Below are 26,265 nucleotides of genomic sequence, written 5' to 3'. Positions count from 1 at the left end.
CAGAGCGCACCGGTTGCCACCGCCGTGGAAGCGCCAATCCTCTGAGTGGCAAGGCTCGTAATCGCCTGATCTCAATCGTGCTTCGATGACAAGCTTGGCGGAACCTACTCTGCGGCATCCATCTTGACGTAGATCCACCCGTCGTCGTCGCCCTCTGCCGAGCTTCCGACGACTGACGGCAGATCCGCATTTGCATTCACGCCTTCCGGAACCAGCCGATCAGTCTCGCTGTCGAACGTGCACAACGGACCGACCGGGACCTTGCGGCCCTCGAGCTTGCCAGCAGAACCAGCCATGCTCGTTCGCTTTGCCATCAACGGAAGCAGGATGCCGCCGGCGAACAGAGCCTGCAGCATATCTGACCGCCGTGGCTGATCGCCCATCATGATGGCGATCTCCTTGGGCGAAGCAGCCTGCGTCGACGCAATCTGCAAGGAGGGAGTTTTGCCTGTATTGGTGTTTGGCGAAGCATCATCGCTTGCCACGGACCGCGCCCTCTCAGAGCCCGCGTCGACGACGGAAGGCGATTCTCTCGCCTCTACGGCGGCGAGAATGATCGGTCGCTCGACTTCGTCGCCATCTTCGATGACCGCTCGGGGCAATGCCTTCGTCTCGACCGCGGACAGCTTAATCGTGGATCGAACGAGGGCGGCGGTGCGGCCGTCTCCAATGGCGTACAGGATCGTCAGGGACTTTGGCTTGGCGGCTCCGAAATCGATGGTCACCATGCCCGTCGCGGCATTGTACGACATCTTGCCGGTCGTGACCTGCAGAACGCCTTGGAGGTTCAGCGGACGGCCGTCCGGTTGCCAGGCGTTCCCCAGCAGCTCGGCGGCAGAGATCGTGATGATCTGTGCCGCTGGCCTCGTGATGACTTCCGGGACGCCGACGACGTTGCGCGGCGTCGCGACCGCAGTCACGTTTACCGTCACCACCGCAGTCGACGCCAGATCTCCGGAACCGATCGTGTAGGCAAAGCTGGCCTTCCCGGTGAAGCCCGGGTTCGGGGTGAAATGGACGATGCCGTTGACCTGGTCGAAGACCACGCTGCCGTTGACAGCGCTTCCGACGGCCGTGACCGCCCCGATCGGCAAGGTCAGCGAACCACCATCGTTGGCCGTGAGTGCGGCGACCGGTATGGAGATCGTCTGGTTCCTGGACGTGGTGACCGTATCCGCCACCGCCTTGGGATAAGCATTGACCGTCGCCGTGCCTGACGTCGTCGAGACGCCGTCGCTCACCAGATAGGAGAACGAATCCACTCCCGCGGTGGTCGACGGGGTAAAGACGACGACCTGCTGGTCGAAGTCCACACTGATCTTGCCACCATGTGGATTGAGGACATTGGCAATGTGAAGCGCGAGACCGTCCGGAGACGACGCCGTGGCGAGCAGCGTGGCGAAGGGAATCTGGACAGGCTGCCCGGCCAGCGTGTCGAACGACACCTGGCTGACCACCGGCGCGGAATGGCGCGGAGCCAGGTCGATGGTGACGCGCGCGGTCATGGTGGTGAGGCCGTCGCTCGCCGAATAGACGAAGCTTGCCAGCCCGTTCGTATCGTTGAAATCGGTCCTCGGCTTGAACGTGATGGTCTGCTTGGCGGCGTCGAAGACCGCGGAGCCATTCAGGACGTCGGATACGCCCGTCAGGGTCAGCTTCTGATTCTTGGCCACGATGTCATTGGCGAACAGACGCGCCGCCGTCAACGTGATCGAGGTATTCTCCGCACCGGCAACGTCATCATCGACTAGCTGGGATGCAGCTGACTTCTCTTCGATCAGGACATTGACGTGGGCTACCGAGGACAATTGTCCGTTGCTGACGGTGTAGTCGAAGCCCGCGTTTCCGGTGAAGCCGGTCGTCGGCGTGAAAGTCACGGTCTTTCCGTTGGTCGAGAGCCCGACGATGCCGCCGACGGGGTTGGCAACGGACGCAAGGCTCAGCGTCCCCTTGTTGGGGTCGCTGTCGTTGAGGAGCAGCGTCGAGGCGTTGATGACGAGCGGCTGGTTCTTGAATCCGACGAGACTGTCGTTCACGGCGATCGGCGCCGACGCGAGCGGGCTCACGACCACGAAGGCGGTCGAACTGCCCGTCAACGAGCCGTCGGTCATCGAGTAGTTGAAATAGGCGCGCCCGATGAAATTCGGATTTGGCGTGAACAGGACGACGTTCTTCTGCAGATCGACCGCGTAGCTTCCTCCAGAGACGCCCGTCACATTGACGAAGTTCAGCGGCGCGTTGCCGAAGTCGACATCATTGGCCAACAGCGACGCGAACGGAATCTCGATTGATTGACCTTCCCTGGTGGTGAAGCTGTCGATGACGCCAACAGGGGCTTGTGGCGGCGCCTTGATATTCAGCGTGACGTGAGCCGAAGCCGCGTGGACGCCGTCCGTGATCGCATAGTTGAAGCCGGCGACGCCGGCACCAGAGGGCGTGAACTGAATTAGCCCATGCGAACTGTCGAAGGCGACGCCCCCACCAATGGCGCCGGAGACGCCAGTGATCGTCGGTATGATATGGTCGGCATCGGTATCGTTGGCCAGCAGCGAACTGACCGGCAGAATGATCTTGTCGCCGAACTGATAGTTGTAGGTATCGCCATTGGCGACCGGCGCATGGGTCGTTGCGGCGGTCCCGAACCGAACGATCGCAGTCCCAAAGCTGTAGTGATTGCCGTCGGATGCACCGAACCGGAAACTGGCGTCGCCGGTAAAGCCGGCATTGGGGGTGAACGTCACCGTCCGGGCCACCGGATCGAGCGCAACGGTGCCGTTCTTGGGCTGATCGGCCGAAGCGACCGTCAGCGTCACGTTCGTCGACTGGAAGACGTTTGCCAGCAGGTCGTCGAATGGAACCGTCATCGCCTGCCCAACCGGCTGGCTGGGAAGCCGGACCGTCCCGGCCACCAGTGTCACCACCGTCGGCGGCACCACGTTGATCGTGACGTGCGCCTGCGCGCTCGCGCTGCCCGAGGCATATTGAACCTGATAATCGAAGCCCGCCGTGCCCGCATAGCCCGCATCGGCGACAAACGAAAGAATGTGCGTAGCCCCGTCGTAGGTCACCGTCCCATGGGTGGGATTGAGCGTGTTGGTCAGCACCAGCAGGGTTGGGTCCCCTGTCGTATCGTTGCTGAGCAGCCGCGTTGCATCGATCGTCATCGAACTGGCAATGTTGAACGTGTCGTCCTTGGCGACAGGCGCAGGTGCCGATGCGATCACCGAGACCGTGACCTTGGCCGCCGCGGACGTGTCATGCCCGCCATTGGCGGTGCCGCCGGTGTCCACAACTTCGAAGCCGAAGCTCGCATAGGGCGCACCCGAGCCTGCACCCGGCGCGTAGATCAGCTTACCGGCGGCGATATCGCTGGCCAAAATCGCCTGCGAAGCGGTCACGGCCGTGTTGCCGAGGCTGAGCGTGCCCAGCGTCGGCAGGCTGGTGATCAGCACCGACTTCAGTGCATTGGCCGGCGTGTCGTTGGGATCGCTGAAGGCGAAGTCCGCCGTCTTGAAGACGTAGGACGTGCCCTGGTTGGTCGACACCGTCACATCGGAGGTGACCGGCGCGTGGTTGATCGCGCTGACAGACACCGTCACCGTGGCCGCGGTGGACGTATCGTGCCCGCCATTGGCGGTGCCGCCGGTATCCACCACCTCGAAGCCGAAGCTCGCATAGGCCGCACCCGAGCCTGTGCCCGGTGTATAGACCAGCTTTCCTGCCGCGATGTCGCTGGCCAGGATCGCCTGCGAAGCGGTCACGGCCGTGTTGCCGAGGCTGAGCGTGCCCAGCGTCGGCACGCTGGTGATCAGCACCGACTTCAGTGCATTGGCCGGCGTGTCGTTGGGATCGCTGAACGCGAAGTCCGTCGTCTTGAAGACGTAGGACATGCCCTGGTTGGTCGACACCGTCACATCGGAGGTGACCGGCGCGTGGTTGATCGCGCTGACCGATACCGTCACCTTGGCCGCCGCGGACGTATCGTGGCCGCCATTCGCCGTGCCGCCGGTATCCACCACCTCGAAGCCGAAGCTCGCATAGGCCACACCCGAGCCTGCGCCAGGCGTGTAGATCAGCTTGCCGGCCGCGATATCGCTGGCCAGGATCGCCTGCGAAGCGACCACGGCCGTACCGTTGAAGCTCAAGGTGCCTAGCGTCGGCAGGCTGGTGATCAGCACCGACTGCAGCGCGTTGGCCGGCGTGTCGTTCGGATCGCTGAATGCGAAGTCCGTCGTCTTGAAGACGTAGGCCGCGCCCTCGCTGGTTGACACGATCACGTCTGAGGTAACCGGCGCGTGGTTGATCGCGCTGACCGACACCGTCACCGTGGCCGCGGTGGACGTATCGTGCCCGCCATTGGCGGTGCCGCCAGTATCCACCACCTCGAAGCCGAAGCTCGCATAGGAAGCGCCCGAGCCTGTGCCCGGTGTATAGACCAGCTTACCGGCGGCGATGTCGCTGGCCAAGATCGCCTGCGAAGCAGTGACGGCCGTGTTGCCGAGGCTGAGCGTGCCCAGCGTCGGCACGCTGGTGATCAGCACCGACTTCAGTGCATTGGCCGGCGTGTCGTTGGGATCGCTGAACGCGAAGTCCGTCGTCTTGAAGACGTAGGCCGCGCCCTCGTTGGTCGACACCGTCACGTCCGAGGTGACCGGCGCGTGGTTGATCGCGCTGACCGAGACCGTCACCTTGGCCGCCGCGGACGTATCGTGGCCGCCATTCGCCGTGCCGCCGGTATCCACCACCTCGAAGCCGAAACTCGCATAGGAGGCGCCCGAGCCTGCGCCCGGCGTGTAAACCAGCTTGCCGGCCGCGATGTCGCTGGCCAGGATCGCCTGCGAAGCGACCACGGCCGTACCGTTGAAGCTCAAGGTGCCCAGCGTCGGCAGGCTGGTGATCAGCACCGACTGCAGCGCGTTGGCCGGCGTGTCGTTGGGATCGCTGAAGGCGAAGTCCGTCGTCTTGAAGACGTAGGCCGCGCCCTCGTTGGTCGAGACCGTCACGTCCGAGGTGACCGGCGCGTGGTTGATCGCACCGACCGATACCGTCACCGTGGCCGCTGTGGACGTATCGTGTCCGCCATTGGCCGTGCCGCCGGTATCCACCACCTCGAAGCCGAAGCTGGCATAAGAGGCGCCCGAGCCTGCGCCCGGCGTGTAGACCAGCTTGCCGGCTGCGATGTCGGTGGCCAGGATCGCCTGCGAAGCAGTGACGGCCGTGCCGTTGAGGGTCAAGGTGCCCAGCGACGGCAGGCTGGTGATCAGCACCGACTTCAGCGCATTCGCCGGCGTGTCGTTCGGATCGCTGAATGCGAAGTCCGTCGTCTTGAAGACGTAGGCCGCGCCCTCGTTGGTCGAGACCGTCACGTCCGAGGTGACCGGCGCGTTGTTGATCGCACCGACCGATACCGTCACCGTGGCCGCGGTGGACGTATCGTGTCCGCCATTGGCCGTGCCGCCGGTGTCCTCCACTTCGAAACCGAAGCTCGCATAGGGCGCGCCCGAACCTGCGCCCGGGGTGTAGACAAATTTGCCGGCATCGAGATCTGCCTTGCTGATCACCTGGTTTGCAGCAACGGCGTTGCCGGCCAGTGTGAGCGAACCTGCGCCGGGCAGCGTCGTGATGACGACGGCCTTGAGACCGTCGGCCGGCACGTCGTTGGGATCTCCAAACGGGAAGTCCGCGCTGCTGAAGACTTTCTGACCGTTCTGGAAGAGCTGTACCGCAAACGAAGACGTCGTCGGTGCATTGTTGATGCGCGCGACGTTGAGCGTGGCGGTTGCAGAAGCAGATGTATCCAGCCCCCCGTTGGCGGTGCCTCCGTCATCCTGAACCTCGAAATTGAAGCTCGCATAGCCCGCGCCGAATCCGCCCGTTGCCGGCGTGAAAACGAGCTTTCCGGCTGCGATATCGGCGGCAAGCACCGACTGCCCTGCGCTGACGGCGACACCGTTGTTGGTGAGGACACCCGCCGACGGCAGGCTGACGACGACAACCGCCTTGATCGAATTGGCTGGGCTGTCGTTGGGGTCGGAGAACGGGAAGTCGGCAATCTTGAAGGTGTAGCTGGCGTTCTCGACCAGCGAGACGGCGGTCGAAGCGGTCGCCGGCGCGTGGCTGATCTTGGCAACGGTCAACGAGACCGTCGCCGGCTGGCTGGTCAGGACATTGCTGGAGCTGCCGGCGGGCGCGCCGTTGTCGCGCCACGCATAGGTGAAGCTGTCGGACCCCTGGTAGGCGGCTGCCGCGGTGTAGCTGACCGTGTTCTGGCCCGTGATCGACACCGTGCCGTGCGCGGGCTGGGTCAGGATCAAAAGGGTGAGCTGATTTGCAGCCGTCTCGAGGTCGGAGCCCTGCAGCACGACGGTGAGTGGTTGGCCGGCGATGGCATTTGCCGACACGTCCGATGCGATCGGCGCGTGATTCACAGCCGTTACACCGATGACAAGGTTGGCCTCGCTGTGACCAAGCTTCGTATCATTGGCGGCGTAGCGGATCGTGTCGCTGCCGACATAACCGTAATTCGGCACGTAGGTGAAAGTACCGGCGACCGGATCGAAATTCTGGATCGTGCCGTGCTTGGGCGCCGTGACGATGGCAAAATTGATCGGATCGTTGTCGGCGTCGGTGGCGTGCAGCGTCACTGCCAGCGTCTGGTCGTTGGCGACGCTCGCGGTCGCGTCGAGCACCACCGGCGCATGATTGGCGCTGCGGTCGATGTGGAAGGTGCGGACGAATGCGCCGCCCGCCGTGCCGTCACTGTCACCATCCAGCGCGTTGCCGGCGGAATCGAGCAGACCGGAGGCCTTGCTCACGGTCAGGCGATAGAAGCCGTCGGAAAGAGGGCCGTCCGACAGTGTCAGCTGCACGATCTTGGAGGCGGAAGCATAGGACGGCACGATGGCGACGATCCTGTCGTCCGGCGTGTCGAATTTTCCATCGGCTCCGGCTTCGACGAGCTGGAAATTGGCGTTGCTGTTGGCGCTGGTGACGTCCAGCGTTTCGCTGAAGTTCAGATTGACCGACGTGAACACGGCATCGGTCGAGGCGCCCTCGGCCGGAAGGTTAGCCCCGGACAGGATGGTCGGCGGTATGACGTCGGAGGATGCGCCCTGGAATTCGATCGCCCCGATATCGTAGTAGACGCGTCCCTCGGCCTGGTTCGGCGTCAGGATCACGGCATTGGCGTTGTTCAGATCGGTGCGGCCGCTGATGGAGGCGACCGCGTAGTCGGCGCCGTTGCCGGACGACAGGCCAATGACGGGGGTAAATCCGTTGAGGTTGCCGCCATAGTCGAACCGGACGCTGCCGTCGGCACCGAGCCGCACGGATACCTGGGACAAGGTGGCCCCTGGTCCGGCGAACGCTTCCGATACGAAGCGAATAGTGACGTGATCGGCGGCGGATTCCACGTAGATGTTGCCCGTGCCGAAACGATTGTCCATCGCGGCCCAGAACGGCGCGATCATCGCGTTGGCCTTCAGCGTCGCAAGGCTCGGCGTATAGGCATCGCCGCCCGCGACGCTCGGGGTAAACGCAATGAACCCGGCCGGCGAAGCGTAGATCGTCGAATAGGACTTGCCGTAGAAGTTGAAGGCGAACGGCAGATTGATGGTGGCGTAGGACGCCGCGTAGTAGTTGATCGGGCTAACGGCGGTTCCGGCGGCGAGCACGCTCGCTCCGCCCGACGTCTCGTCATAGACCGCCGGGCCCGTACCGGTATTGGCAACGGCCGGATCATCATGTCTCGTCTGTCCCAGGAAATCCGTCGTTCCGGTGACGAAGGCATTGCCGGAATCGATCGCCGGCGAGAATTTGCCAGGCGTGAAATTGTCGTCTGCGCCGCCGCCGAGCGCCGTATCCAGACCGCCCAGCACGTTGTCGGCGCCGTTGATGTCGATGAATTTCGGATCGCCCTCCAGGCTGCCGGAATTGAGCGTCGGGACACCCGCTTGCCAGGCGGCGAGAGTGGAATAATTCGTCGCACCCCAGGCGACCAGCGTCGCCGCGCTGCTGCTGCCGCGCCAGTACAGATTGTTCGTCGCCTTGAAACCAGTCTGGCTATCGGCAGCGACCGAAATCATCGCGCCGAGATCACCCCAGACGATATCGTCGCTCATGTTGAAATTGGACGCCGAACCCGACAGCTTCACTGCGGTGCCTACGGATTGCCAGATCGTATTGCTGATCAGCTTGCTGCCGTTGCCGGCGGCCAGGTCAACGCCCGACGTGGTGTTGGCGTAGATCAGGTTTTCCTCGATATCGACGGAGCCGCCATAGAGGCTGGACTTGATGCCCGTCTTGTTCGAGTAGATGCGATTGCCGATGATCGTCCCGCCGTAATAACCGACCGTGATGCCGTTGTTCGTATTCGAGAAGATCCGGTTGCCGCGAATGATGCTGGTGATGTCGTAGCTCGAGATGCCGTCGTAATTGCCGTAGACGTCGTTGCCCGTCGCCAGGGCCGAGGAATTGACGAATATGCCGGCGTCGCCGCTGGTGGTCTGGCCGAACACATGGTTGCCCGAGATGGTCAGATTGGGGCCGCTTCCATAGATTCCGTAGTAACTGCCCTGAGTGGCGTTGTTGAACACGCGATTGTTGGACACCACGCTGGTCGCGGCGCCAGTTCCGGACAGGCCATACGCCAGAATGCCGTAGGTGCGGTTGTCATGGACGCTGTTGCTGTCCGCGAGCACGCCGGAGCCATAATAGAGTTCGATGCCAACGCTCTGTCCGAACACCTCGCTGTTCGTGATCGAGCCGGTTTCCGCGACCAATATGCCGGTCGGGGTAGCGTTGACGGGTGCGCCGAACACCCGCACGGAATCGATCGCGATGCCGGTATTCCCGGAGCCGGCGTAGATCCCGTAGGCGGCCGAAGACGAGATATCGAGGTGCGAGAGGCGGATGCCGTTGCTGGCGGCATTCGTTGTTACAAGGACGCCGATATTGCCGCCCGTCAGCGACAGATTGGCGAGCGTGACATAGTCGGCGCCGGTGAAGTCGAAATTGTAGCCATAGGCGTTGGCACGATCGATCGTCGCGACGTGACCGGTCGGCCCCTGGAACGTCAGCCGATGACCCGACGCATCGGCGTCGCCGCTGTCGCCCTGGCCGAGCACGACGTCCGACAACAGCTTGTACGAGCCCGTGTCGATGTGCACGGTATCGCCGGGTCCCAGCGCATAGGCGCGCACCAGCGCGGCGAGGCTCGCCATTGGCGCATCCGGCGTCTTGCCGGAATTGAGATCGTTGCCGATCGCGCTGGTATATTCGTCGCCGACCGTGGAGGCGTCGTTGATGAAGTAATCGTGGCCGCTGTTGGCGACGAGGAAGCTGCGGTCCGAAACGGCACTGACGCCGCCGGCCGTGACACGCACCAGCGCGGTGTTGCCGCTGGTGATGAAGTCGGGCGTCCAGGCGACCGAACCGTTCCCAAGCCTGTCGAGCGCGACATTGTCGGCCACCAATTGCCAGGTCTGGCCATTGTCGGGCGACACCTCGACCTTGGCGGTCTGCACGGCCGTGCTCGGCGTCGCCTGCTCGATCTCGATACCGGCGAGCGTGGCGGGATTGCCCGCGATCTTGTTGGTGAGCTCGATGGTAATGCCGGTGCCGCCGCTCGCCGTCACCTGGAAGCTTGCCACCACAGCCTTGTCAATCTGGTTGCCGGCCAGAGCCTGGATATTGAAATCCGTGGCGACAAGAACGCCATTGATCCGGATGTCGAACTTGCGCGGATTGTTGGCGGCGAGCGCACTATATTCGACGAAGTGAAGATTGACCGTGTAGGTGCCGTCCGCGATCGCCACGGCTTGCGTCAATTTCGCGCCGGCATTGTAGTTGGGGTTGTAGATCTCCGACTGATAGAGCGCGGCAGGGCCGGCCAGTGGCGAGCCCGATGTGTCGATCGCCTGGGTGGTGGTCGTGTTGTAAGCGCCCGACAGCGTCGTCACGCCGAACCAGTTGGTCCCCGGGTTCGATCCGGCAACGGTCGAGCCACCGTCGTTGATCGCGAGGATCGGCCGCGTGCCGACGATGCCATCCGTGCGGAAGGTAATCGTGGTCGGCACGCCCTGCTGAAGCTTCTCGTAGCCGTCGGGCGATAGCACCTGCACCGTCTGCGCGCCGCTCTGGGTGGCACTGGCGGTATTGCCCTCGTAGCCGAGGTTGATGCGTCCGCCATTGTTGCCCGGCTCGTTGTCGAACCGCGACAGCGGATTGCCGCGGTCAATTCCCGGCGAGCCGGCCTGAAGCTTGTAATTGCCGTTGGCCGCATCGGTGAACAGCGGATCGGCGCTGAGCGAATGTGCGTCATAGCCGGTGCCGAAGCGCCAGGCGTTGAAATCGGGAACCGTCAATCCCGCCCAGTTCGCCAGGGTCGCCGCCCCCGAGAGCGAGAACAGGTTCCAGTCGCTGGTGATGCCGGTCTGATGCACGGCATCGGCGTCGAACACGGTGCCGCCGGACAGGCGGAAAATGTTGTTCTCGATATCGTAGGTATACGACGTCGAATTCTGGCGGAAGCGGATCGCGATGCCGCCGGTCTGGTCGAACGTATTTTTGAGGATCGACTGGTAGCCGGCAACGTCGACGCCGATGGCGTTCCCGACCAGGATGTTGTTGGAGAGCGTGTAGATGATCTGACCGATTCCGATGCCGTTGTTCTTGACCAGGTTGCCGGACGCCGATGCGCCGTTGCTCCCCACCCCCTGAATGCCGGTATTCGAATTGTCATGGACGTTGTTGTTGGTCGCAACAGCGTTACCGCTGAGCTCGATTCCGATCGTGTCGTTGCCGGTTTCGTTATGGTCGACCCGGGTGCGTGGACCGTCGCCGTCAATTCCGAAGCCGGACGTGCCGGTGATGGTGTTACCCTGAACCAGGCTGATGCCATAGTTGTCGCTGAGATAGATGCCCTGATTGCCGCCCGATATGACGTTGGAGGTGATCGTCACCGCCGTCACAGGCGTGGCGAGATATCCCACCGTCGCGGTGATGGCATAGCCGACATTGGTGAATGTGTTGCCGCTGATCGTAATGCCGCCAAGGCTGCTGTTGACGTCAAGGCCATAGGCATACGGATAGGTAGTGGCGAGATTTGCAAAGGTATTGCCGGTTAGCAGATCATTGCTGCCGTTGTAGATGTAGACGCCATAGGTGCTGCCGAGGCTGACGTCGTGGATCTTCGATCCCGTCAGCGTAAAGCCGCTGTTACCGGCGCCGACATTGATGCCGATGCTGGAATAGCCGGAGATGTCATCGTTCTTCAGCGTGACATCCACATTTCCCGGACTCGTGATGTCGACGGTGGTCTCGCCGCGCTTGAGCGTCAATCCTTCGAGCGAGATGTCGTGTCCGCCGGAGAAACGGAACACGGCGGTGCCAGACGCGGTCGAGCCGCGATCGAACACGCTCAGTCCGTTGCCGGCACCGACGATGCGCACCGGAGTGCCAGCCACGCCCGAATCCTGCGCGTTGAGCACGATCTGGGTCGGAATGTTGTAAGTGCCGCTGTCGACGTAGACCGTGTCGCCAGCCTTGAGCTGGTAGACATTCAGCAGAGCGGCGAGACTCGCCATCGGATCGGCGGCGGTCTTGCCGGAATTGGCGTCGTTGCCGACCGCCGTCGTATAGACATCGCCCGCGGTCGAACCGTCGTTGACGTAGTAGGTGTTGCCGGCCGGGGCGACCATGAACGGCGCAGCCGATGTGTTCGTGACCGTGCTGGTGCCGTCGGTGGCGGTCACGCGCAGCAGGCCGGCGAAGCCGCTGGTTGCCGTCGTCGGCGTCCAGTTGAAGGTGCCCGCGCCGAACCGGTCCAGCGTCAGGCCGCTCGCAATGCTGCTCCAGGTATTGCCATTGTCGGTGGACACATCGAGCGCGGCCGTCCACGGCTTCGCAACCGGCACGATCCGGCTGATCTGGATTCCCGACAGGATTGCGTAGTTGACCTTCGAAGCCAGATCGAGGAGCAGGCCGGTGCCGGCCGAGGTGCTGACATCGAAGCTGTAGCTTGTCGCCTTGTTGGCCGCACCCGCCGACTTGAACACGTCGAAGGCGGAGGCAAACGTCGTGCCGTTGGCCTTGATGTCAAAGGTACGCTGGCCGGCGGCCGTCGACTGATTGTCGGCAAAGATCAGCGTGACGTGGTAGGAGCCGTCCAGGAGCGGGATCTGGTACTTGATGTCGGGCACGCCGCTGTAATTGGCCACCAGCATGTTCTGGAGGATCGCTTGCGGCACATCCAGACCATTCGGATCGATCGCGGTCGTGGTGTTGTAATTGGAGGCGCTGGTCGTCCGGTAGGAATCGGCAATCCAGTTGTTCCAGCTTTCGCTGCCCGACACGGCGCCGCCGACCGAGTTGATGAACAGGACCGGATCTTCTCCGCTCAGCCCGGTCGAGCGGAACGACAGCGTGGTCTGCCGTCCGACCTGGAAGCGTTCGTCGCCGGTCGAGCCCAGCAACTGGACGGTTTGCGCCGGACCGATATTGGCGCTTGCGGTTCCGCCGGTGGCGCCGATATCGCGCCGGTCGCCATTGCCGCCGGCACCGAGCGGCTCCTTGAAGAACGTCTGTGTCAGATCGCCCCGGTTGATCGCCGGGGAGTTCGTCTGCAGCGAGAAATCGTCGTCCGCACCATGGTCGACACCGGCCACCGCGCCCCGGATGCCGTCGGCGCCGGCCGCGTTGACGAAGGCCGGATCGCCGTTGAGGCTGTGGTGGTCGAAGCCGATCTTTGTCTTCCAATCGCGCAGCGTCGCGATGGTCTGGCCGCTCCACGTCGCCAGCGTCGCGCCGGCCTGCAGATTCCAGAGGTTGTAGTCGCTATTGAAGCCGGCTTGCGCGCTGTCCGGGCCGACGATGCCAACCGCGTTCTGCAGCGAGATGATGTTGCTACGGATGTCGGTGTTACCGGTATTCGTGCGCAGATTCAGTGCAGTTCCCTGCGTCTGCACGATCGTATTGTTGAGAATGGCATTGCCCTGCGGAGAGTTGTAGTAAAGTCCGATCTGCACTCCGGCCGTGGTGTTGTCGTAGACGAAATTGTTCGTGACGGTGTTGCCGGAGCCTTCCGCAATGATGCCGGTGACGTTGTCGTAGACCTTGTTGTTGCGGACAGTCGAACCGAGATCGTAAATCCCGATCTTGCTGTCAAAAACGCGGTTGTTTTCGGCGATGCCGGTGGCGTTAACCCGGAAACCGAGATTGCTGTTGTAGACGACATTGTTGGCGGCATAGCCGCCGTCGTCGACCGTGATGGCAGCTTCATACGCGTTACCGCCGTTTTCACCGTAGACCGTGTTGCCGATCGCGGATGCAGTGCCTTGATAGCCTCCGACCTCAATGCCGAACGAGCTGCCAGTGGCGTCGATCGTGCTGTTCTGAACGATTCCGGTCGAGCGGTAGAGATAGATGTTGTAATAGTTCGATCTGGACGCGGTCACGTGGTCGAAGAGCACGTTGTTGGACCAGTCGGCCTCCAGCAACAACGGCGCATAGCTGTTGCTGCCATCGAAGACGTCGTTCCGAACCACGGAATTATCCGCGTAACTCAGGAACACGCCGCGGGTGAAGCTTCCGGAGACGGGCAACGTGATCGACGAATTCAGAATTTGCGCGTTGGCGGCGTGAGAGACCTCTACCCCGTAGCTCTGGCTGTTGCTGATGGTTGAGTCGGTCAGCGTGAAGTGGTCGTCGCCGGCTCCGATATAGATGCCGGCGGAATTGCCATCGATCACCGAAGAGGTGATGGTCAGCCCCTTGCTACCGGCGTTGTCGTCGGCAACGACTCCCGCCGCGCCGCCGACGATGCGCAAATTCGCCAGCGTGACGTAACTTGCGCCATTGAACTCGAAGGCATCGAATGTGGATGTCGATTTCGACTGCCGATCGAAGGTCGCTACACCGCCATTGGTCGGCCCCTGAATGGTCAACCGTTGCGACGTCAGATCACCCGTGCCGGAATCAGCGGCCGTGAACACAATGTTGTTGGTGAGCTTGTAGACGCCGGTATCGACGTCGACGACGTCGCCGGCGCCGAGTGTATATTTCGCCAACAAGGCCGACAGCGTCGCCATCGGCGTTGCAGCCGACTTGCCGTCATTGGCGTCGTCGCCGGGCGCCGTGGTGTACTGGTCGCCGGCGGTCGAAGCATCGTTGACATAGTAAACCTTGACAGGTCCTGCGATGCTGAACGTGCCGTTGGAAACATCGAAGGTTGCCGGCGTCGTCGACGACGCCACCTTGATGACGTAAGTCGACGCCGGTGAAAAGGTCGCCGCGTCGATGGTCCATGAATAATTGCCACTATTGGTGATGCCGGCCGCCAACGTCGTGAAATTCACGCCGTCCTTGGAGACGGAAACGTCGACGTTGCCCGTGATGTTGAAGGAATTCCAGGTAATCTGAACCGTGGTTCCCTGAGTCAACGTTTCACCGCCATCCGGGGAGGTGACGGTAATGAACGTTGCCGGACTGAGCGAAGCTTGCGCCGTTCCGCCATAGGCCCCGACTTCCACAATGCCGCCGTTCGGCGCGGTTTCAGCGCCGATCGGCGTCGCGGGATTGCCGCTATCGATGGCGGGTGAGGTCTGCGCGTCGTTCGTCAGTTGCGCGGTCGTCAACTGCGGCAAGCCGTTGGCACCCACGACCACCGACAGCGAGCCGCCATGATAGCTGCCCTGCGCGCTCTGGACGTGGAAGTCGTCGTCGCTGCCATTGACCGCAAAAGAGACGTAGCCAAGTTGCCCGTCGGCGCCGGTGGGCGAGACAAACAGGGGATCGCCGGCACGCGAGCGAACGTCACGCGTCGTCGCGGCGCGCCATTGGCTCAAACTGCTGCGATCGGCGCCGAGCCAGCTGCCGATCCGTCCGCCGGCCCCTGTCTGGAACAGGTTGTAATCGGACACGAAGCCCGACTGGCTGGCGTCCGAGACCCTGATCCCGATGCCGGCAAGCGCTACGATGATATTGTTGGTGAGGCTGGTTCCGCTCGACGCTCCATCCAGCGAGATGGCCGCGCTGCCGTAGTTGGGATTCGACGGATCCGAGATCGTCCCGGCCGTTGGTTCGTAAAACGTGTTGTTGAGAACAGACGCGCCGGTGGCGTTGAACAGGCGGACGCCGGCGAATTTGTCGCCGTAGATGACGTTGTTGCTGATCAGCGTGCCGGAGCCGCTGTTGACCTGGATGCTGACGCCGTTGGAGTAGAACACGTTCTGGCGGATGTTGCCGGTGTTCCCGGAGACCAGCAGGCCAAAGCCGGCATTGTCGAACACGCGGTTGCCGGAGAACAGCAGATTGCTGTCGATCTCGACGCCGTTCTGGTTGGCGTAGATCAGATTGTCGGTGGCGGAGGCGGAATAGCGCAGCGTGACCGACGCCTGATAATAGGGCCCGGAATTGTCGTGAATGCTGTTGCCGACGACCGTTGCGTAGTCCGCAAACAGGGCCTCGTTCGTGCTGCCCGTGATGACATTGCCGCGGTTCAGGGACAGATCGGCATTGCCGAACACGATGCCGGCGCCGCTGAGCCTGACGCCGTAATAGGTCCCCGCGATGAGGTTTGCCTCGACCTTCGAAGACCCGGTCAATGTCAGGTAGAGACCGTATCCGAAGGTCCCGCTTCCCGAGATCGTCGAATCCGAGATCTGCCCGACGCTGCCATTGGCAATGATGCCATCATGGTCGTTGGTGCCGTTGAAGAAGGTGATTGACGCGAGCGTGCCGCTGAAATTGAGCCCGGCACCGCCAGCGCCGCTGGCGCTCAGATGCGACAGCGATCCGGTGGGCGAATTGGTGGTGATGCTGAAGGCATCGCCGGATTGGCCGGTGGCCGTCAGATACGATGCGGAGAAGCTGTCGGAACCGGCACTGGTCCGCACCGCATCGATGCCGCCTTGCAGGGTCAGATGGTTCAGCGAGACAAAGGAGGCGCCGGTGAGATCGATCAGGGCTTGTGGCGTCGCGCCCGGAATGGCCGGGAACAGCCGCGAAATGCCGTTCGACGCGCCGTTGATCGTGAAGCCGGTATCGAGGCCGAAGCCGTGGTCGGTGATGCCGCTGAGCTGCAAGGTGTCGATCAGCGCATAGTCGCCCGCAGCGATATTGACCACCGAACCCGCGCCGATGTCGTAGGTGCGGAACAGATTGACAGGGCTTGCCTTCGCGGCGTTCGCGACCTTGCCGTCGTTGCGGTTGGCGCCGTTGTTGGCATCCACGTAGTAGGTCGTTCCGGCCTCCGGCACCGTGAAGGTTTCGGTCGAGCGATCGTAGATGGTCGGATGGGCGACGCTGGCAATCTGGATGCGCAGTCCGTGGGTGCCGGCGGCGAGGCCGCTGTCGCTCGGGGTCCAGGCGAAGCGACCGGTATCGGGCGTGGATGCTGCGATGGTCGCCAGGAACTGCGGTCCGTTCGGCCCGTCCTGCCACAACTCGATCTTGACCGGGTTGTTGGCCGCCGCGCCGTAGCTGTCCCAGGTGATGAACAAGGGCTTGTTGACGGTGAGGTCGGCGTAGAGGTCCGGCGAGCGCAGCGCGAGGCGGCCGAGCGTGGAGTCGCCGGGCAGATTGTCCGCGATCGTGCGCACGCCCTGATCCTGGCCGGCGCCGCGCGGCACGACCGCAAGATAGGCCGCATCGAGCAGAGCACCCTGGCTACCGTCGCTCTTGCTGACGCCGAACAGGAATTGCGCGGTGCGGGCCCCGGCCGGAATGTAGACGGTGCTGAAGACGCGAAGCCAGCGACCGAGGTCGGTGCCGGCAGGCACCACCACCGCATCCCCGATCGCGTTATTGGCGCCGTCGCGGAACACGATCGATATCTGCGCCGAAACCGATGACGTCAGCGGCGCGACACGGCCGCCGAAAGCCAGCTTCAGCGAGCCGGAATCGATGTCGTTCGCGGAATATCCCGCGGCGACGAGATCGACATTCTGCTGCGCGACCGCGTTGGCCGCCGGGCCGGACTGGAAGGTCGACTGGCCGCTCCACGCGGCAAGACCCGTGGTGATCGTCGAGCCGCCCGCGGTCACCGTCCAGCCGGTCAGACCGTTCTCGAAATCGCCGTTGCCAAGAAGATTGGCGACCCCCTTGTAGCCGATGAACGTTCCGGCGGGGTCGCCGCCGTCGGCCGTGGGATCCGACAGCCGTTGTCCGGCGACGAGCGGCCGTGTCGTCAGGAAGCCGAGCGCGTCGGGCGCGAAATGCGGCTCGGCCCAGCCCGGATGGACGATGGTGACGCCGTCCGAATGCAGATCGAAGCGGGCAACGTCATCCTGCCAATCCAGGATGTCCTTGAAGCCCTTGGTCCAGTACGCGATCTGGCCGCTTCCGGTCGCGAACAGCGTGTTGTAGTCGCTCCAGAACCCGGCCTGGCTGTTGTTGGAGACGTTGATGCCGATGCCGCTGTCGGTCCAGATGATGTTGGAGATCAGCTCGACATTGTAGGCCGAGTTGACCAGACGGACGCCGTCCCCGGCGAGCCCATGGATCGTATTTCCTGCAATCTCGACATTGCCGACGCCGGAGGCCTGGATCGCTGCGGTTGAATTCGCGATGAACTGACTGTCGAAGATACGCAGTCCGTTGCTGGCTGCGATGCCGATTCCATTGCTCTCGATGCGGTCGAAGCGCACGAGGCCCGTAAAACCGGAGATGCCGGTCTGGTTGTAGTTGATCAGGTTGACATCGGCCGCAACGGCGCCGCCGATGGTGCCGCTGCCGGAGAGGCCGATCGTGTTGCTGAAGATGTGCTGACCGATGATCTGCGCGTTGGTCAGCACGACGCCGGTCGTGTTCTGGAAGATGTCGTTGGAGCCGGAGCCGGCAAAGGCGCCGAACAGGCTGTTCGGATCGAGCACCGAGGTCGCCACGCCAACCGTGGCGCCGTGGATGCGATTGCCCGCCAGCGCGGCGCCGGCGGCATAGGCCACGGCGGTGTTGGTCGCGGTGATGTCGTTGGCGGAGATCAGGCCGCTGAAGCTGGCATTGATCGCCAGCGCCGTCGCGGAGCCGGCAAAGCTGTTGTCGTGGATGGAGCCTTGCGAAGCACCGCTGACGACAAGGCCGGTGGTCGCGGCCAGGAGACGGTTGTCGCGCATCAACAGCGCCGTCGCCTGGTTGAGCGTGACGGTCGAGCGGAACGTGTTCTCGGCGAACTTCACCTGTGCGGTGCTTGTGACCGTGACAGGACCGGCAATGTCGAGATTGCGGATCGTGATGCCGGTGGCGCCGTTGATGGTGATGCCATGGGCGAATACGACGCCGTCCTGGCCGGCGATGACGATGCCCGCCGCAGCGGCGCCCAGCGTCAGGTCGGTATCGGTCGTCGTGGCCGTCACCAGGATCAGATCGCCGGCAGCGATGGTGCCGTTGCCGAGGATCGATGCAATCGAAGTCTGGGAATCCGCGACGAAGACGTGCGCCGCGCTGGTGAGCCCGGCACGTACGGTCACCCCGTCGATGCCGGTCGTATCCGTGGCGAGATAGGGGCGGCCGGAGGGATCAAGCGCAAGCGACGCGCTGCGCGCAGGCGCGGCAAGCTGGCCAATGCCGGTGCCGGCGATGTCGCTCGGCCGATCGGCCGCGAACGCGGTCCCGTTCCAGGATAGCGTATGGAGATAATTGGCCTCCCTCGAGGCCGTATCCACCGTCGCGGTCCAGACCAGGCGCAGCGTCGATCCCGAGCCGACCAGCAGCGGCTGTCCAGCATAGGTATCGCCCGCAGCGACGCCGCTTCCCGATGCAGCGCCTGCGCCCGCAGGCGTCCACACGCCGGCACTTTCCGACTTCACGAAAATGCGCGGCAGATAACCGGTCGACTGGTCGTGCTGCGTCCACGCCAGGAAGAGCTTGCCGCCCTGATAGGCAAGGCTCGGCAAGGTGCTGGAGCTCGAATCCGTCGGCGTATCGGCCGCGTTCGGCGACGCCAGCGCCTGCCAGCTCGCGCCGGAATATTCGAACACCTGCAACGCGCTTCCGATCGGCGTCGCCACGCTGAACGCGGCCGCAATGCGCGTGCCATCGCTGGCGACAGCGTAGTCGGACGGCACCGCCAGCGTGCCGGCAATACCGTTGCCCGATGCCGAACCGGCGCCGAGCTCGACCCAATTGGCCCCGTCGAACCGCTTGGCGTAGAGATGCGGCGTTGCGCCCGACAGATCGCGCCAGACCACCACCGGCCCGGTGCTGGTCGCCAGCACATGGGCATTGTCGACCACGCCGATACCACTCAATCCAGCCGCCGTGTCGGAGGTCCCGAGGCCGACCCAGGCCCCCGCTCCACCATTTGCGCTGGAGTCGTAAGCTGCAGCCTCGATGCTCGAGCCGGCCGCACTGATCGCTGTCCATGCAACCACCGGCCGGCCGCCGACGATGGCGATCGACGGATCGGACGCTGAGGTCCCAGCCAGCGCGAGACCGCTGCCGGTCGTGCTGCCCGCGACACTCTGCCAGCTGCCGCCGACGTCGTGCGCGACGTAAATCCCCGTCACTCCATTGTTGATCTCGGTCCAGGCGAGCCACGGTCCAGTCGCGTCGGCTGCGATCGACGGTGACGAGGCATTGCCGTTGGGACCGCCCAACGCGATGCCGTTCGGCCCGGCGAGAGCGCTCCACCAGCCCTGCGGCACCGGATCGCTCGGCAACGCCACTGATGGCGTCGCGGCAACCGGCGTCGGCAACGACAGCGAATCGCCCGAGACCGTCCCGTTCGGAAACAGCCGGTCCGTAGCGTGATCGTCACCGGCGGGATTGGCGGCATAGCCATACAGTGTATCGGAGCTCGCGGAGCTCGTGAGCAGATCATTGCCCGCGCCGCCTTCGAGCACATCGTTGCCCGCGCCGCCGATGATGACGTCGTCACCCGCTCCGCCATTGACGGAGTTGCCCGAACCGCGCAGCTCGATGCGATCGGCGCCCGATCCGCCCTGGATGATGTCGCCGCCGCCGTCCGAACCGATGATGGTGTCGCCGCCATTGCCGCCGTTGATGGTAACACCGGCGCCGCTGCCGCCCTGGATGTAGGTCGCAAGGCCGCCGCCGACAATCAGCTTCGTGCCGGAGCCGCCGATGATCGTGTCGCTGCCGGCGCCGCCGTAGAGACGGTCTGTCCCGCTGCCGCCCCGAATGATGTTGCGATCGTTGCTGACCGCGCCGCTCGGCGCGGCCGACGTGGTCGTGAGGACTCCGGTGGAGGAAAGCGAGAAGGCGAGGCCCGCATTGTCGCCATAGATCGTGTCGCTGCCCCGGGTCGCGCTCAGGACGTTGTCGCCGAGCCCGCCATAGATCGTGTCCGTGCCGGCGCCGCCGGTGATCTTGTCGTTGCCATCGCCGCCGATGATGAGGTTGGTTCCCGTCGACGCCACGATCGTATCATCGCCGGCATCGCCCATCAGCAGGCCGCCGCGAGCTCCACCATAGATGGTGTCGTTACCGTCACCGCCCGACACGGTGACCTGCCCGGCCCCGCCGTCGATCCAATCGTTGCCGGCATCGCCGAAGATCAGATTGGTGCCGGATCCCGTGACGATCGTATCGTTGCCGTCGCCGCCATGGATGGTGTTGTTGCCATTGCCGGCGCGGATATTGTCGTCGCCGGAACCGCCGGTGATCGTATTGTTGCCGCCACCGACAGTGATCGTATCGTTGCCGCCTCCGCCGTCGATGCTGTTGGCGCCATCGCCTGCCACGATCTGATCGACGCTGGCGCCGCCGGTGACGGTGTTGTTGCCGCTGCCGGCATCGATCACATTGTGGCCGTCGCCGGCGACGATGATGTCGTCGCCTGCCCCGCCAAAGATGATGTCGTCACCGGAACCGGTGGTGATGGTGTCGTTGCCCGTGCCGCCATCGACCAGATTCTTGCCGTCGCCGGCGTTGATCTGATCGTTGCCATCGCCGCCGTAAATGACGTCGGCACCAGAGCCGGTCTGGATGACATCGTCGCCCGTGCCGCCATCGACGTAATTGCCGCCATTGCCGGCGATGATCGTATCGTTACCGGTGCCGCCAAGGATCCTGTTGATGCCGTCGCCCGCAAAAATGTAGTCGTCGCCATCGCCGCCGGTGATCAGGGCGTTGTTGCCATTGCCCACCACGATATGGTCGTTATTGGCCCCGCCATCGATCAGGATGTTGTTGCCGTTTCCAGCCGTGATGGTGTCGTTGCCGTCGCCGCCATAGATCGTGTTCTGGCCGTCTCCGACCTGAATAATGTCGTCGCCGACGCCGCCGTAAATGACGTTGTTACCCTTGCCGGCGGTGATCTTGTCATTGCCGGCGCCGCCGTCGATGTAATTTGGTCCGTTGCCGGCCACGATGATGTCGTCGCCGTCGTTGCCGTAGATGGTGTTCTGGCCATTGCCCACCGTGATCGTGTCGCCGGAACCGCCGCCATAGATCAGGTTGGTGCCGTCGGCCGCCAGAATCGTATCGGCGCCCGCGCCGGCATAGATCTGGTTGTCGCCGGTGCCGCCGTCGATATAGGAACCGCCGTCGCCGCCGTGGATGATGTCGTTGCCGGCATTGCCGTAGATGAAATCGTGACCGTTGCCGCCGGTGATGTTGTCGTTGCCGTCGCCACCGGTGATGTGGTTTCCGGTGTAAGCGGGGTTGGTCGGGCTCGCGCCGACGATGATGTCGTCGCCGATGCCGCCGTCGATGGTGTCGCCGCCCGAACCGCCGGTGATCCGGTCATTGCCATCGCCGCCGAGTAGCGTCGAGGCGCCGAGCCCGCTCGATAGCACGTCGTCGCCGGCCCGACCGTCGATCATGTTGTTGCCGTCACCACCGATGATGGTGTCGTTGCCGGTCCCGCCGGTCAGCGTGTCGTTGCCTGCAAGGCCCTTGATCACGTCGCCGAGATTGTCGGCCGTGATGTTGTCGCTGAAATTGGTGCCGATGATGGTGTGGAAATTCGAGACGGTCTCGGTGCCGATGCTGACGCCGGTCGCAACGCCCGTCAGCTGGTTGAAATTGATGCCCGCGGTCTGGGCGCTGTAGTCGACGGTATTGTTGCCGGCGCCGCCGTCATAGGTCGAGGTGCCCGGGCCACCGGCTATGATCAGATCGTCGCCATTGCCGCCAAAAATCATCTGGTTTCCGGCACCGGCCGTGATCGTGTCGTTGCCGTCACCGCCATCGATGAAGTCGTTGCCGCCGTTGCTGATGATGGTGTCGTTGCCGGCGCCGCCCTTGATGACGTCGGCCGACGGGCCACCGATCAGCGTGTCGTTGCCATCGGCACCGGTCAGAACGGCGGAGCCGCCGCCGGACTCGAAATGGGCGCTGCCACCGACTGGCGTCAACGGCCCGGCGGGCCCCGGCGGCACCACATTCCCGTTGGCGTCGAGGAGCTCCGGATTGCCGTTGGCGTCCTTGATCAGATTGCCGTTGGCGTCCTTGGCGTATGTCAGCTTCTGACCGTTTGGACCGGTCGTGGCATTGGGATCATAGAGAACGCTGGTTCCGGAAGCGGTGAAATTGACCTTCACCGTATTGGGCGCAAGATTGTGAACGCGGATGATGTCGTTGCCGGAGCCGGTATCCGCCGTAATCGTATCGACCGCACCGCTCGGGGTTTGCGTGTAGGTCTTGCCGTCGCTGGCGACGTATTCGATCCTGACGGTATTATCACCGTTGATATAGATGTCGTAGGTTTCGCTCTCCGCCTTGAGGATGTCGGCGGCACTCTGACTGTTGGACTGCGAATCGTCGGCCGGGACGCCAAGCTTGGCCAGCGCCTTTGTGCGCAGTACCGACTGGCCGCCCATGTAGAGACTGAGACCCCCGCTGTGGGAATCGTACAGGCCGAGCGGTCCCAGATCCTGCGGCTTGACGGATGGATAATGGAAGATCGGCAGGTCGGTGATATTGTCGGTACCCGACGGGCCGAGCCCCCAGAACGAGCTGTAGACGAAATCGAGATAGGCATAACCGTCTGCCGTGAGCGATAGCGGACCGATTTGCCCGAGATCTTCGTTCGTCGGGCTTCCGACGATCAGCGGATAGTGAACCCGCGGGTTTTGCGGCGTTGACGCCGTCAGGGCGGCGTCGAAGTTGAGTTTCAGGCCGCCCTCCAGGCCGACACTCGCGAGCCCGGACAGTACCGACGCATTGATGCCCAGACCGAATTTCGCGTCCAGTTTCAAGACGTCACTGCTCCCCGGCAGCAGCGGGTCGGGGCCAACGTAGATTCCATCGAGCAACTTCGACGGATCCGCTCCGTTGAGCAGTTCGAGCAACCCGGTCGAGTCGTAGCCGAAACTGAGGCCCACGTCGGCGTCGATGGCGACGTCGAGGTTCAGGCTGGCCGTGAGGATGCCAAAGAAACTGATCGCTGCGATCGTCGGCTTGAACGCCACGCTGGCTCCAAAGCCGAGGTCGACATTGACGAACGTGACCTGCTGTCCGAACAGCAGCCCCAGGATGCTGGAGGGATCGTCGAAGAACGGAAACTGGACGTCCGCACGCGAACGCTGCGTGATCTTCGGGTCGTTGTCGGCGCCCGGCACCGCTGAGATGGCATCGTTGAGCGCATTGGTGGCATCGTTGATTGCGCCGTAGGCATCCTGCGCCACCTTGGCGATTTCGGCGGCGCCATTGACCAAGTCAGCCACCGGCCCCTTGGGAATGAGATTGCCCAGACTCTTGATGGTCGCATCGACATTGAGATCACCGCCCGCGCCACTGCCCAGACCAGCGAAGTTGCCGACGGCGTTGCCGAGATTGGCGAGATCAGCATCACTGTGCACATTGACCTGCGGCAGGCGGAGGTCCTTGGTGCTGAAGTTCAGATTGCCCAGCGAAATGACCAGTCCCATGCCGGCCGTGGCTTGTCCGTCGGAATAGAAGCCATCCAGTTGCTTGATGATCGAAAAGACCGCCTCGGCGATCGGCGCGATCGCCCTCGCCTCATCCGCAGAGATCGAACTGCCCTGATCCACCAACATGTCGAGGCTGAAATGCAGCCAATCCAGCGTTTCGCCGCTGGTATAGGTCGGCAGGAACTGCTTGATCGCAAAGTCGGGCAGCAATCCCAGCTTGAGGAAATCGGCGATGATCGGCACCGGCGAGGTCAGGAAGTCGATGACATCCTTCATCCCGTGGGTCGCATCGTAGAACGGCTTGATGACCGGCAGCAGGAAGCTCGTGATCGCGCCGCCGACGTCGAGGCCGATATTGTTGATGCCGACCGTCGGCGTGGTCGCGTTTGCCAGCGAACCCGCGTTGATATTCCAATCGAACTGAAAATCGCCTTTCAGGCTCGGGAAGGCGCTCTTGTCGACGTAATTGCCGTTCGAATCCTTCTGGAACGCGCCGCCGAAGGCCAGCCCGAGATTCGAATGCGCGCTCAGCGCGAAAGTGGGCGTGACCGTCACGGACCCGGCATTGCTGCCGTCGATCTCCGTGCCATGGTTGAGCGCGGCTCCCGAACCGGACCCACCGAGAGCCAGACCGATCGTGCCGCTCAGCCCGGTGTGGTTGGGTCCGGACTTCTCGGTGAGCAGTGCTTCCAGGAAGCCCATCTTGCCAATGGCGCCGAACCCGTCGCCCAGCGTGTAGCTGACGTTCAAATTGAGGGGTGAGCCGTTGTTGCTCGAATCTCCGCTCACGACGTAATAGTTGCTGGCCGAGAACCCGATGCCGAAATTGAACGTCCATCCCACCGAGCCGTTGATGGTCGAGCCCGGGTTCACGGTGAGACCGAGACCGGGAAGGCCGAGATTTGCGCCGACGGCAGTCGAACTCGTCACGGTCTTGCCGAGCTTGAGATCGAGCTCGAGCTGGCTCACCTGGGTGAGATTGTCGCTGGTCGCGTTCGTCACCGCCAGCGTGTTGCCGTTCTCGACATAATAGAGATTGACGTCGTTCGCCGGCGTCGAATCCGGCAGCAGGCCTGCCGTGGACAGCAGCGCCACGATGTCGCTCTTGATCTTGGTGAGCAGCACCGTGTTGTCCGCGAAATCCTGTTGCAGCGTGTTCTTCAGATTGCCGAGCTGGTTGATCGCGGGACCGAGCAGGTCGAGATTGGTCAGGTTGTTGCCGACGAACGGCAGATCGCTTCCGAGGACCGACGCGGCCTTGAGGCCCGAGGCGACCGTATTCAGCGCGTTGGCAGCCGCATCGATCGCAGTGTTGATCTCTCCGAACAGAAGCGAGGCTGTCGGCGCCTGGCCCGATCCCGACTGGATCTTTTGTGCACCAATGGCCGTCGACGAAAACGTCCCGACCGTGGGTTGCCCGACATTGTCCCAATGCATCGACACGGCATGCGGCACGGTAAGATCGGCAGGACTGATATGGGCATCGAGCGAGGCCGCACCGCTCACACTGGTCTGGGCCAGCGTCGTCACGTTTTGCGTCGTGACGGCGGCGAGCTGTGCTGCCGTCAGGGTGCCGCCTAACGGATCGGCGATATGGGCCGAGACGTTGGCGACGACGTCGGCGGAACCACTCGTTGCCGAGGCCGCGGCGCCGTCCACGACGACATGGCCCGCAATCTGGCTCGCCTTCACCTCGACATTCGAGCCGAGGTCGGCACTCTTCAACAAGAAAGAATTGGTCGACGTGTCCGCACCGAAGATCAGCGTGGTAGCGTGGCTGTCCAGCGTCTCGCTGCCGTTCTGGCCGCTTGGGCCTGAGAATGTGTGGCCGCCAGCTGTTGCGCTCAAATCGAAGACGAGACCCGCGGTCGTGTTGGACGTCAGCGTGACGCTGACGAGATCGACATTGCCGTTGACTGAGGTGGACGTCGTCACATGCGCGGGATCGATGGCCTTGAGCGCGCTGGCCAGACCGTCGATGGTCGCGGTGTTGTTGCCGGCAAAATAGTTGGACGCCGCGAGCTGGATCTGCCCGACCGGATCGCCTAGCGCGGCGAGCTGACCCAGCGTGCGGTTGACGACCGGCGCACTGACGTTGAGCGCAGCCGATGCATCAAGCGTGTTCGCGGCGTCGGCGAGCTTGTGCAATCCATCGACGATGGCGATACCGGCAAGAGGCGATATATCTGCCGACAGGAGCAGCCTCGGCTCGATCGGCTCGATGACGAACAGATGATCTTCATCCGATGTTTTCTTCGGATGTGAACGACCCGTCGCCTGCTTTGACGCACCGGTCTTCCGGCTCTTACGGCTTGAAAAAAACGACGGCGAATTACTTCTTCTCAAAGCAGCCTCCACCCAACAACGGGCGATCAGGCATGATCCGGGAAAACGAGAGCCGGAAATTTCAAGAGATCATGCGCAATCAGGA

The 26,265-nt window shown here is 63.2% G+C and carries 1 protein-coding gene; it reads right to left on the bottom strand.

All coding sequences use genetic code 11. The features are described from left to right. Positions 1 to 104 precede the first annotated feature (104 nt). On the bottom strand, positions 105 to 26,180 hold the full coding sequence (locus JQ621_RS24440) for a tandem-95 repeat protein (RefSeq protein WP_212237467.1): 26,076 nt from the start codon (positions 26,178 to 26,180) through the stop codon (positions 105 to 107). Positions 26,181 to 26,265 lie beyond the last annotated feature (85 nt).

The organism is Bradyrhizobium manausense (assembly GCF_018129685.1).
Lineage (GTDB): Bacteria > Pseudomonadota > Alphaproteobacteria > Rhizobiales > Xanthobacteraceae > Bradyrhizobium > Bradyrhizobium manausense_D.
Note: the sequence above shows the minus strand (reverse complement) of the source record. Positions and strands in the feature narration are given on the sequence as shown.